This is a genomic window from Inquilinus sp. YAF38 (assembly GCF_052113205.1).
GTDB lineage: Bacteria > Pseudomonadota > Alphaproteobacteria > DSM-16000 > Inquilinaceae > Inquilinus.
On record NZ_JBFRCU010000014.1, the window covers coordinates 25,605 to 36,980 of the forward strand.

Consider the following 11,376-nt stretch of genomic DNA (forward strand, 5'->3'; position numbering starts at 1 on the left):
CCCCGGCGCAAAAGGCTGCCCTTGACCTGGCTGCTGATCGCGCCGGCGGCGGTGCTGCTCGGCGTGTTCCTGCTGGTGCCCTATCTCAACATCGTGCTGATGAGCTTCCGGCCGCCCGCCACCGGCGCGCCCTACGGGCCGGGGCTGACGCTGGAGAACTACCAGCGCGCCCTGACCGACGGCTACTATCTGGGCCAATTGGGTAGCACGCTGTGGATCGCGCTGCTGACCACCGCGGCGACGCTGCTGGTCGGCTTCCCGGTCGCCTGGCAGCTGGCGCGCAGCCGGTCGCGCTGGCGCCCGGTGCTGTACGGCATCGTGCTGTCGCCGCTGCTGGTCGGAATCGTGGTCCGCAGCTTCGGCTGGACCATCCTGCTGGGCAACAACGGCGTCCTCAACAAGGCGGCCCGGTCGCTGGGCCTGACCCTGGCGCCGCTGCCGCTGATGTACAACACGCTCGGCATCGTCATCGCCCTGACCCATGTCTTCCTGCCCTTCATGATCCTGCCGGTCATGGCGGCGCTACAGACCATCGACCCGGCGCTGGAGGCGGCGGGCCGGTCGCTCGGCGCCACCAGGCGGGTGACGTTCCGGCGCATCGTGCTGCCGCTGGCCCTGCCCGGGATCCAGTCGGGCTGCATCCTGGTCTTCGTGCTGGCGCTCAGCGCCTATGTCACCCCGGTGCTGATCGGCGGCATGCGCGTGAAGACCATGACCCTGACCGTGGTCGACACGCTGACCGACGCCTTCCAATGGCCGCTGGGCTCGGCGCTGGCGCTGATGCTCAGCGTCGCCGGCGGGCTCTGCGTCATCCTGTTCGCCCGGGCCACGCGGATGCGGTGGGCGGCATGAAGCAGCGGCGCCCGATCCTGTTCCTGATCTTCTGCGGCCTGGTCTACGCCTTCCTGCTGGCGCCGATCCTGGTCGTGGTCGGCGCCTCCTTCAGCGCCGGGGCCTTCCTGGCCTTCCCGCCGCAGGGGCTGTCGCTGCGCTGGTACGAGGCGTTCTTCGCCAACGAGGTGTTCGTCACCGCGATCTGGACGTCGCTGCAGGTCGCCACCATCGCCACCGTGGTCTCGGCCGCGATCGGCACCGCGGCCGCGCTGTACCACGCCCGCCATGCCGGCCGGTCGAAGGAGGCGATCCGCATCGCCGTGCTGGCGCCGCTGCTGCTGCCCGAGGTGCTGACGGCGATCGCCCTGCTGTTCTTCTTCTACGCCATCGGCATCGGCACACGGAACCTGGTGGCGCTGGTCACCGGCCATGTGCTGATCACCCTGCCCTTCGTGTTCATGAATGTCTCGGCCTCGCTGCAGGGCTTCGACCGGTCGTGGGAGCTGGCGGCGCGCAGCCTCGGCGCCCGGCCGTGGCGGGTGTTCGTCCGCATCACCCTGCCGCTGATCAAGCCGGGGCTGATCGGCGGCTGCCTGTTCGCCTTCATCATCTCCTTCGACACCTTCGCGATCTCGTTCCTGCTGAAGGACGTCGGAACCTCGACCCTGCCGATCCAGCTGTTCGACTATCTTCGCCTGAACTTCACGCCGGAGGCCGCGGCCGTCTCCACCATCAGCATCGTCATGACGCTGCTGGTCGTGGTGGTGACCGAGAAGATCCTCGGCCTCAAGATCCAGAGGTTCTGACCCGCGACCATGGAAACCCCGGACGAAGACAGCGCCACCCCGCGCCGGCCGGTGCTGTCGCAGACGGTGCTCGCCTTCCTCGAGCGCAAGATCATCCTGCGCGAGCTGCCCCCCGGCGCCAAGCTGGTGGAGGAGGAGCTGTGCGAGCGCTACGGCATCAGCCGGTCGCCGGTGCGCGAGGCACTGCGGCTGCTGGAGGGCACCGGGCTGGTGATCCGCCGGCCGCGCCAGGGCGTGCGGGTGGCGCCGATGTCGCTGGCCGATCTCGACCAGATCTATTCCTGCCGGGTGAGGCTGGAGGCGCTGGCGGCGGAGGGCGCGGCCCGGTCGGCCAACCCGGTCGCGGTCGCCGGCGAGCTGTCGGTCGCCCTCGCCGCCATGCGGTCGGCGCTGGAGGCCGGCGATGTCGAGCGCTGCTTCGACGCCAATGTCGCCCTGACCGAGGCGCTGCACGAGGCCTCGGGCAACGCCGTGCTGCAGCGCCTGCTGGCCATCGTGCAGAGGCCGGCGCTGCGCTACCGCCACCTGGCCTATGGCGTGTCGGCGGAGATGACCGCGATCGCGATCGAGGCCAACCAGCAGATGATCGACGCCATCCGCCGCGGCGACGCCCCGGCCGCCGGCCGGGTCACCGCCGGGCTGGTCGAGGCCGCCTGGCAGATCGTCCGCACGGCGCTGTCCTCGACCATCGGCAGGCGGTGACGAATCCGTCCGCTGAAACTGCCGACCTCAGACCCGGAGCAACGTCTTGATGGCGCGACGGTCATCCATGGCGCGATAGCCTTCGGCCACGTCGGCGGCTGGGCGCTGATTGGCGGAAACCCTCCTCGTCGATTCTGCTCGCGATCAGACCGGCTGGGCGGTCGGCCGAAAGAGAATCTCGTTCACGTCGACCTCGTCAGGCTGGCTGATGGCGAATGCGACCATCCGGGCAAAGCTGTCGGCAGGGATCGCGATCTGGCTGACGAAATCCCTCGTCTCCGCCTGGATCTCCTTTTCGCTGATGTGCTCGAGGAGCTCCGTTGCGACCGCGCCTGGAGAAATGACGGTCGTGCGGATGTTGTAAGGCTTCACCTCCTGTCGCAGGCCCTCGGACAGGGCACGAACCGCGTGCTTGGTCGCGCAATAGACGGTCGCGTGCGGCCCGAGCTTGTGACCATAGACGGAGGAGACGTTGATGATGTGCCCCGATTTCTGCTCCTTCATGTACGGGAGCGCGGCGGCGATGCCGTAGAGCGTGCCCTTGAGATTGACGTCGATCATCCGGTCCCACTCGTCGATCCTGAGGCTCTCGAGAGGGGCGAGCGGCATCAGCCCGGCATTGTTGATGATCACGTCGACCCGGCCGTAGCCTTGGACCGCCGCGTCGACCAGCCCCTGGACTTGGGCTCGGTCGGCGACATCCGTGGCGACGGCGAGGGCCTTGCCGCCCCGCCAGGTCAATTCATCGGCCAGCACCTTCAGCCGGTCGGCGCGCCGGGCCCCCAGCACAACGGTGGCGCCCTGCTCGGAGAGAAGCCGAGCCGTGGCCTCGCCCAGGCCGCTGCTGGCGCCGGTGATGACGACGACCTTGCCTTCGATATTGGTACTCATGGTGTCCTCTGTTCCAGGTGGCCGCGACTACTGCGGTGTCAGGTGAGAAACTCGACGCGGAGCGGGAATTCGCCGCGCACCAGCAGCGGCTCGATGCCGCCGTCCAGGCGGCCGAGCCGGATCAGCCCTTTCGAATAGCGGTAGCCGGCGTAGAAGAACGCCAGGTTGCCCCACGGGACGTAGTAGCAGAGGTCGCCCGGGGCCTCGTTCGTGATTGGCCTGCTGCCGTCCTCGGTGAGCTTCCGCGGCAGATACGCGATCTTCTCGTTGGTCGAGTAGTCGTCGATGGTGAGATCGAGCGGCAGCATCGATGCGAGGTCGCGGGCCGACGGGGTGTCGTCGAGGGTGGCCGTAAAGTCGCGGCCGTTGAAGGCGATCCGTATCTTCATCCTGGTCCCTCCCAGGTCAGTCGTGTTGTGCGCGGTTTGAGCCGGCGCTGTGTGCGGCATGACGGTGCCGACGAGAGCGGCTCCGAGGAGGGCTCGGCGCCCGAGCGACCGGGATTCAAGCTTCATGCGATAGCTCCCATTCGAACCACGCGGCGGCCGCGGCCAGCGAAGAGCCCAGCAGCAGGATCGCCGCGACTGCGAAAGAGCTCCACCAGCCCGTCCAGTCGAACAGCAGGCCGCCGATCGCGGCGCCGATCGTGATCGCAAGCTGAATGATGGCGACCTGCAGGCCCCCGCCGGCTTCGGCGTCGTCGCGCAGGACCCGGCTCAGCCAGGTCCCCCAGCCCACCGGCGCGGCGGTGCCGAAGAAGCCCCACGCGATCAGCAGGAGGGCCGTCGGCACCTGCAGGGAGCCCAGGGCGATCAGCAGGATCGCGATCCCGGCCATCACCAGGGGAATCGCGATGACGATCGAATACAGGCGCGTGCGAAGCAATCGGCTGATGCACCAAGTGCCCGCGACACCTGCAAGCCCCATCAGCAGGAGGGCCAGCGACAGCGCCGAAACCGAATAGCCGGAGACGGATTCGAGGAAGGGCCGCAGATAGGTGAACAGCGCGAACTGCCCCATGAACAGCAGGAAGATCGACGTCATGCCCAGGGCGACCTGGCGGCGCCACAGCAGCCGGAACACATTCCCCCGGCCGGCCCGCCGCCGCGGCGGCAGCGACGGCATGCTCACCCACTGCCAGATCAGCGCCATCAGGGTGAGCGGCACCACGAGGAAGAAGGCGCCCCGCCAGCCGACATAGGCCCCCAGAAAGCTCCCGAGCGGGGCCGAGATCGTGGCCGCGACGGCATTGCCGGCGTTGAGCATCGCGAGGCCCCGCGGCACCGAATCCTCCGGCAGCAGCCGCATGACGATGGCGGTGGACATCGACCAGAACCCGCCGATCGCGATGCCCAGGAGCGCGCGGCCAAGCATCAGGATCGAATAGTCCGGGGCGAAGGTCACGACCGTGCCGGAGACGATCAGCAGCAGGGAGAAGGAGGACAGGACGATCTTACGGTCGATGCGCCGGGTCAGCCCCGCGACGAACAGGCTGGTGACCACGGCGAAGAGGCCCGAGATCGAGATCGACTGCCCGGCCTGTCCCTCGGCGAGCCCAAGGTCGTGCGCGATCGGCGTCAGGAGGCTCACTGGCATGAACTCGGACGCGATGAGGGCCGCGACGCAGAGGGCCATGGACGCCACCGCGCCCCAGGCCGCGCGCGGCCTGACCAGCGTCTCGTCATAGGCTGATTGCATGATGCGTCTTTCACCGGCGTGTACGCCTCTGAAGGTAGCGGCGGCGGGCCCCATAGATTAGCGGCCATAATTCGCTTGCATTTATCGATATAAGCCATAAATCCCTGTGGCCGATTGCGAGGAGCGCCGATGGCCAGGGAAGACTTCAACAACCTGCTGTGGTTCCTGGCCGTCGCCGAAGAGCGCAGCTTCACCAGAGCGGCCGCAAAGCTCGGCATTGCCCAGTCGACGCTCAGCCACACCATAAAGGGCCTGGAATCGCGGATGGGCATCCGGCTCCTGACGCGGACGACGCGGAGCGTCGCGCCGACCGAGGCAGGAGAGCGGTTGCGGCAGTCACTGGCACCGCGGGTGGCGGAGATCGAGGCCGAGATCGCCGCGCTCATGGCGTTTCGAGACAAGCCGGCCGGGACGATCAGGATCACCCTGTCGGACCATGCCCTCGAAACCGTCGTGTGGCCGAAGCTGCGGCCGGTCCTGAGTTCCTATCCGGACATCAAGCTCGAGCTGAGCATCGACAACAAGTTCCGCAACATCGTCGAGGACGGGTTCGATGCCGGCATCCGGCTGGGGGAAAGCGTCGAGCGGGACATGATCGCGGTTCGGGTGGGGCCGGACTGGCGCATGGTCGCCGTCGCTTCGCCCCGCTATCTGGCAACCCGCCCCTCGCCGAACCATCCGCAGGACCTGTTGGGCCATGACTGCATCAACATGCGCCAGGCCGCAGGGGGCTTCTATGCCTGGGAGTTCGCCAAGGACGGCAAGGACCTCCGGGTCAGGGTGGACGGGCAGTTCACCTTCAACAGCTCCTACCCCATGGTCGATGCTGCCCTGAACGGCTACGGGATTGCCTATGTCCCCGAAAGTCTCGTGGCGCCGCAGGTTGCGGACGGACGGCTGATTCTACTGCTCGACGACTGGTCGCCGAGCTTTGAGGGATATTACATATACTACCCGAGCAGGCGCCAGAACTCGCCTGCATTCGAAGTCATCGTCGATGCGCTCCGATATAGAGACGCCTGATCCGCAAGATGTCCTCGCGGCTCAGTCCGCGGCCGCGAGCGGACGGATCTCGCCGGTGGTGCCGTCGGCCAGGCCGAGATCGGTGACATGCGGCCCCGGGTTGCAGGCCAGGCTAGCACCGACCACGGCCTTGAAGGTGCGGTAGGGCGGCTGCCAGTCGACAATCCGATCCGCCGCCGCCTTCACCGCGGCGAAATCGGCCGCCACCTCCGCCGCCGGCGCGTCGGACAAGAGGCCGCAGACCGGCAGCGCCACCAGCGCGGTCACCACGCCGGCTTCGGCCACCGCCATGCCACCGCCGGCCGCGATCACCGCGTTCGCCGCCGCCGCCATGTCGGCCGGGTCGCGGCCGAACACGGTCAGGTTGTGGCTGTCATGCGAGATCGTCGTCGCCAGCGCGCCGCGCCAATGGCCCCAATCGTCCAGGATGCCGATCTGCGGCACCGCCGGGCGCCGGCCGTGGCGGTGGATCACCGCCATCAGGATCCTGTCGGCCGGCAGCACCACCGCGCCGTCCCGAACCTCGACCGCCAGGTCGCGCCATTCGGTGAAGCGGGGCCGGAAGATCGAGTTGACCACGGCGGAGCCGCGCCCCGGCAGGCGGAGGACGAAATCGTCGGCGGTCAGCGGCAGCACCTTCACGCTGTCATGGAAGGCGTCGGCCGGGCGGCCGAGCGGCCCCGCGGTCAGGCGCCCCTCCGCCGCGACCTCGCGGCCCGAGGCGAAGACCCGCTCGACGCCCAGCGTCTCCAGCCCGTCGAGCACGATCAGATCGGCGCGGCGGCCGGGGGCGACCAGGCCAAGGTCGCGCCGGCCGAGCCGCATCGCCGCGTTCAGCGTGGCTGCCCGGATCGCGTCGACCGGACGCATGCCGTAGCGGATCAGCCGCCGCAGCACATCGGCGATGCCGCCGACCGCGACCAAATCGTCCGGGAAGATGTCGTCGGTGCAGATGGTCAGGGTCTGCGGCAGATGCGGCAGTGTCGCCAGCGCCTGCACCGCGCCGGGCAGGACATAGTCGTGCGACCCGCGCAGCTCGACGGTGAAGCCGGCGCGCAGCTTGGCCAGCAGGTCGTCGCCCGAGGTGATCTCGTGATCCGACTGGATGCCGGCGGCGGCGAAGCCCTGCAGCGCCGCGCCCTCCAGCCCGCGGGCATGGCCGCAGACCAGCTTGCCGCTGACGAGGCCGGCGGCGACCACGCCCTGCATCGGCTCGCTGCGGTCCAGCACGCCGCGCATGTTCATCACCTCGGCGACGCCGACGATCTCGGGCCAGCGCAGCATCTCCGCCATCTCGCCGCCGCCGAACTCGGCGCCTGCCACCTCCAGCCCCGGCGCCGAGGGCACGCAGGACGGGGCCAGGGTCAGGATCCGCAGCGGCAGCCCCTGCCCCGCCTCGACCGCCCAGCGCACCCCCGCCAGGCCGGCGACGTTGCCGACCTCATGCGGGTCCCAGCAGATCGTGGTCGTGCCCTGGGGCACCACCACCTCGGCATAGCGCCGCGGCGTCATCATCGAGCTTTCGACATGCATATGCGTGTCGATCAGCCCGGGCGCGACGAAGCGGCCGGCGGCGTCGACCACCCGGCCCGCGTCGGCACGGCTGCCGGGGGCGTGCACGCTGGCGACCAGCGGCCCGACCAGGCCGATATCGGCGGCGCGGATCTCCGAGGTCGCGACATCGATGAGTTGGGCGCCGGTGATCAGCACGTCGAAGGGGATCAATCCGCGGGCGGCGCGCACGGCGCGGTCGCGCAGGCCGGGTTCGTCGAGGTCACGCGGTTCGCGAGTCATGGCTGGACCTTCGGTTGGGCGGCGCGTTCCAGCGCGCCGAGCGCCAGGGCGCGGATGCGATCGGCGTCCGGCACGGTGGCGATGTCGGCATTGGCGGCGGCCTTGCGCGGCACCCGCCATTCGATGACGGTCATGCCGCGGGTCATCCGGCCGGACAGCTCGGCATCCAGCCGGGCCGGGCGGAAGCCGACCGTCGCCGGCTCGATCCAGGCGGCCGCCGCCACCGGGTCGTAGAGCGGATGCGGCACCCCGGCCTGGCCGATGCGGGCATAGCCCTCCAGCAGGTCGGCCAGCACCGCGGCACGGTCGCCGCCGACGGCCCGCAGCCGGCCGGCATCGGCGACCGAGACCGTGACCGGCCGGCAGGCGTCGAGCCCGACCATGGCGATGCGCACCCCGGCATCGATCACCGCCTGGATCGCCTCCGGGTCGACCGCGGCGTTGAACTCGGCGACCGCCGTGTGGTTGCCGGGGCCGGCGCTGCCGCCCATCCAGACCAGCCGGATCCGAGCCGCCAAGTCGGGCCGGGCGAGCACCAGCGCCGCGATGTTGGTCAGCGGCCCCAGCGCCAGGATCTCGGACCCGCCCTCCTCCAGATATCGCGTCAGCGCCGCCAGCGCCGGTTCCCCGGAAAGCGGCGTGTCCGCCTCGGGCAGGGTACGCCCGGCCGTCGGCATGGCGCCGTCGCCGAGCGCATAGGCGGCGGTGACGAGATCGCCGAGCAGCGGCCGGTCGCGGCCGAGGTGGATCGGCATCGCCCAGCCGAAGAAGGCGGCGGCGGCACGGGCGTTTTGCGCCACCCGGTCGAGCGGCGCGTTGCCGGCGACCAGTGACATCCCGGCGATCGAGACATCCGGCGCGTCCGCCACCATCGCGATGGCGATGACATCGTCGAAGCCCATATCGGTGTCGATCCAGACCCGGCGCATCATGCCCGCTCCATCACCGCCGCCGTCGCCAGCGGCAGGTCGAAGGCGATCTCCGCCCCCGCCTCGTGCCGGGGCGCAGCCGCCGGCACCTCGGCCTTCACCGGCCCCGCCGGCGTCTCCAGCAGGTATTCGACGGTCTGGCCGAGATAGGAGACGCCGCGCACCCGGCCGCGATGCGGGCCGGCGCCCAGCGCCACCGCCTGCGGCCGCCAGCCCAGCGCCTTGGCCGAAACCGGCAGGGCGAAGCCCGGCGCCAGGCTGCCGCCCGTGGCGGCCAGCCGCCCCTGCTCCACCGCGAAGGTGTTCTCGAAGCCCATGAAGCGGGCGACGAAGGGCGAGCGCGGCGCCTCGTAGATCTCGTCCGGCCGGCCCATCTGCTCGATCTGGCCGGCGCGCATGACGATGATCCGGTCGGCCAGGGCCAGCGCCTCGGCCTGGTCGTGGGTGACGTAGATCATGGTGATGCCGAGCTCGCGCTGCAGCCGGCTCAGCTCGCTGCGCATCTCCAGCCGCAGCCTTGCGTCGAGGTTCGACAGCGGCTCGTCCAGCAGCAGCAACTGCGGCTCGACCACGATCGACCGGGCCAGGGCGACGCGCTGCTGCTGGCCGCCGGACAGGGCCTTGGGCAGGCGCTGGGCGAAGCCGGAGAGGCCGACATTTTCCAGCGCCGCGCCGACCCGGCTGGTGATCTCCGCCTCCGGCAGGCGCTTCAGCCGCAGGCCGAAGGCGACATTCTCGGCCACCGTCAGATGCGGGAACAGGGCGTAGGACTGGAACACCAGCCCGACGCCGCGCTTGTTGGCCGGCACCCGGGTGATGTCGCGGCCGGCCAGGGTGATCTGCCCGCCGGCCGGCGCCATCAGCCCGGCGATCGCGCGCATCGTCGTGGTCTTGCCGCAGCCGGAGGGGCCGAGCAGCGCCACCAGCTCGCCGCGCCGGATCGACACGGTCAGCCGGTCGACCGCGACCTGGCCGTGATAGGCGAGCGTCAGCCCGTTGATATCGAGGAAGGCGTCAGACATAGCGGGACAGCCCCAGCAGGCGTTCGGCGACCAGCACGATGGCGAGCGACATCAGGGCCAGCAGGCCCGACAGCGCGGCCACCGACGGGTCGTAGTTGAATTCCATGTAGAACATCATGTCGATCGGCAGGGTCGACACCCCGGGGCCGGACAGGAACAGCGACACCGGCACCTGGTTGAAGGAGGTGACGAAGCCGATGACGAAGGCGGCCATGATGCCGTTGCGGATGTTCGGCAGCACCACCCGGAAGAAGGCCCCGGCCCGGCTGGCGCCGAGCAGCACCGCCGCCTCCTCCATGTCGACCCGCAGGTTCTTCAGGCTGGCCGAGGTGATGCGCACGGCATAGGGCACCAGGAGGGCGGTGTGGGCAACGAACAGCGCGGCCATCACCGGGATGCCGGCCGGGATCACCAGGTGCCGCAGCAGCGCCAGGCCGACGATGATGCCGGGCACGATGATCGGCGCCGTGACCACGCCGCGCACCGCCTCGCGCCCCGGCAGGTCGTAGCGCTCCAGCGCGTAAGCCGCGGGAATGCCGAGCAGCAGCGCAGCACCGGTGGCGCCGAGGCCGAGCGCCAGCGACAGGGCGAAGCTGGAACGGAAGCTCTCGACCTCGAACACCTTTTCCACCCAGCGCAGCGACAGGGCCTGCGGCGGAAAGGCCAGGGTCTCGCCGGCAGACAGGCCGGCGACGCAGATCAGCAGGAACGGGCCGATCAGGAACACCATCACGGCGGCGAGCAGGGTGTGGCCGGCGATCCGCATCAGCCGGCCCTCCGCCGCGCCGTCGCCAACCGCTTCAGCCCGCTATGGGTCAGCAGGCTCATGCCGATCAGGATCACCGCGATCACCCCGGCGGCGGCATAGTCGTTGGCGACCGAGACGCGCTGGTACATCAGCGTCTCCAGCATCAGCACCTTGGAGCCGCCGAGGATCGCCGGGGTGACATAGGCGGTGAGCGAGCCGACGAAGACCAGCGTGCCGCCGACCACCAGCCCCTCGCGGGTCAGCGGCAGCAGGATGCGCCGGAACACCGTCCACCAGGAGGCGCCGAGCACCCGGGCCGCCGGCACCACATCGGCCGGCAGGTTCTCCAGCGCGCTGACCAGCGGCAGCACCATCAGCGGGAAGAACAGCTGGATCAGGCCGATGAAGATCGCGGTCTCGCTGAACAGGAAGCGGATCGGCTCGTCCGACAGGCCAAGGTTCGTGAGCGCCACGTTGACGATGCCGGTGCGGCCGAGGATCACCAGCCAGGCATAGGTCCGCGCCACCGGCGAGATCATCAGCGGCAGCACCAGGAGGCCGACCAGCTTGCCCTTCACCCCCGGCGAGGCGTCGACAATCACCAGCGCCACGGCATAGCCGACCACCGCCGCCACCGCCGTGACCGTGAGCGCCAGGCGGAAGGTGCGGAAGAACACATCGCGGTTCAGCGGCTTGGCGAAGAACTCGGTGAAGTTCTCCAGCCCCCAGCCGGCGGCGGAGTGGAAGCTGCCGGCCAGCAGGATCGCGACCGGCAGCAGGAAGCCGACCGCGACGAACAGGGCCGCGGGCGCCATCAAGGCCAGGCCGATGCCTCGCTTCTCGAACATGGGGCGCTCAGAACGTCGAACTAAAAGGAAAATTGTCATGCCCGGGCTTGACCCGGGCATCCAGAGTCTGTCGACAGCTTC

12 protein-coding genes are annotated in these 11,376 nt (G+C 69.8%); 4 read left to right on the forward strand and 8 right to left on the reverse strand.

Annotation, left to right across the window (positions count from 1 at the left end):
• Nucleotides 1-21: 21 nt before the first annotated feature.
• The 3 genes from AB4Z01_RS08860 to AB4Z01_RS08870 are packed head-to-tail and all read left to right on the forward strand — an operon-like array spanning nt 22 to nt 2,342.
• Nucleotides 22-852 carry an ABC transporter permease gene (locus AB4Z01_RS08860; protein ID WP_441692512.1) on the forward strand — a complete coding sequence of 277 codons (831 nt, stop codon included), beginning with the start codon at nt 22-24 and terminating at the stop codon, nt 850-852.
• Nucleotides 849-1,640 carry an ABC transporter permease gene (locus AB4Z01_RS08865; RefSeq protein ID WP_441692513.1) on the forward strand — a complete coding sequence of 264 codons (792 nt, stop codon included), beginning with the start codon at nt 849-851 and terminating at the stop codon, nt 1,638-1,640. The genes AB4Z01_RS08860 and AB4Z01_RS08865 overlap by 4 nt, the downstream gene beginning before the upstream one ends.
• Before the next feature lie 9 nt (nt 1,641-1,649).
• Complete coding sequence (locus tag AB4Z01_RS08870; protein ID WP_441692515.1) at nt 1,650-2,342, forward strand: GntR family transcriptional regulator; 693 nt, start codon at nt 1,650-1,652, stop codon at nt 2,340-2,342.
• A 144-nt stretch (nt 2,343-2,486) separates the two neighbouring features.
• On the opposite strand, the gene AB4Z01_RS08875 is transcribed toward AB4Z01_RS08870, so the two are convergent.
• The 3 genes from AB4Z01_RS08875 to AB4Z01_RS08885 form a co-directional block, all read right to left on the reverse strand.
• The gene (locus AB4Z01_RS08875; protein ID WP_441692516.1) at nt 2,487-3,233 is read right to left on the reverse strand and encodes an SDR family oxidoreductase; all 747 of its coding nucleotides are present in this window, start codon (nt 3,231-3,233) and stop codon (nt 2,487-2,489) included.
• A gap of 38 nt (nt 3,234-3,271) precedes the next feature.
• Entirely contained in the window at nt 3,272-3,622 is a 351-nt protein-coding gene (locus tag AB4Z01_RS08880; protein ID WP_441692518.1) for a cyclophilin-like fold protein, read from the reverse strand.
• A 115-nt stretch (nt 3,623-3,737) separates the two neighbouring features.
• Complete coding sequence (locus AB4Z01_RS08885) at nt 3,738-4,985, reverse strand: MFS transporter (protein ID WP_441692520.1); 1,248 nt, start codon at nt 4,983-4,985, stop codon at nt 3,738-3,740.
• A gap of 75 nt (nt 4,986-5,060) precedes the next feature.
• Between AB4Z01_RS08885 and AB4Z01_RS08890 the strand changes: the two genes are divergently transcribed.
• On the forward strand, nt 5,061-5,954 hold the full coding sequence (locus AB4Z01_RS08890) for a LysR family transcriptional regulator (protein ID WP_441692521.1): 894 nt from the start codon (nt 5,061-5,063) through the stop codon (nt 5,952-5,954).
• Between the two features lie 21 nt (nt 5,955-5,975).
• Here the strand turns inward: AB4Z01_RS08890 and AB4Z01_RS08895 are convergent, their stop codons facing one another.
• Genes AB4Z01_RS08895 through AB4Z01_RS08915 form a run of 5 tightly spaced genes read right to left on the reverse strand, consistent with a single transcriptional unit; the run spans nt 5,976 to nt 11,295 of the window.
• Nucleotides 5,976-7,748, reverse strand: a complete 1,773-nt coding sequence (locus AB4Z01_RS08895; protein ID WP_441692524.1) for an adenine deaminase — start codon at nt 7,746-7,748, stop codon at nt 5,976-5,978.
• Nucleotides 7,745-8,680 carry a nucleoside hydrolase gene (locus tag AB4Z01_RS08900; protein ID WP_441692526.1) on the reverse strand — a complete coding sequence of 312 codons (936 nt, stop codon included), beginning with the start codon at nt 8,678-8,680 and terminating at the stop codon, nt 7,745-7,747. Before AB4Z01_RS08900 ends, AB4Z01_RS08895 begins: the two co-directional genes overlap by 4 nt.
• A complete protein-coding gene (locus AB4Z01_RS08905) occupies nt 8,677-9,699 on the reverse strand; it encodes an ABC transporter ATP-binding protein (protein WP_441692527.1) in 1,023 nt (340 codons plus the stop codon). The genes AB4Z01_RS08900 and AB4Z01_RS08905 overlap by 4 nt, the downstream gene beginning before the upstream one ends.
• Nucleotides 9,692-10,465, reverse strand: coding sequence for an ABC transporter permease (locus AB4Z01_RS08910; protein ID WP_441692529.1), 774 nt, complete (start codon nt 10,463-10,465; stop codon nt 9,692-9,694). Before AB4Z01_RS08910 ends, AB4Z01_RS08905 begins: the two co-directional genes overlap by 8 nt.
• The gene (locus AB4Z01_RS08915) at nt 10,465-11,295 is read right to left on the reverse strand and encodes an ABC transporter permease (protein ID WP_441692530.1); all 831 of its coding nucleotides are present in this window, start codon (nt 11,293-11,295) and stop codon (nt 10,465-10,467) included. Before AB4Z01_RS08915 ends, AB4Z01_RS08910 begins: the two co-directional genes overlap by 1 nt.
• Between the last annotated feature and the right edge of the window lie 81 nt (nt 11,296-11,376).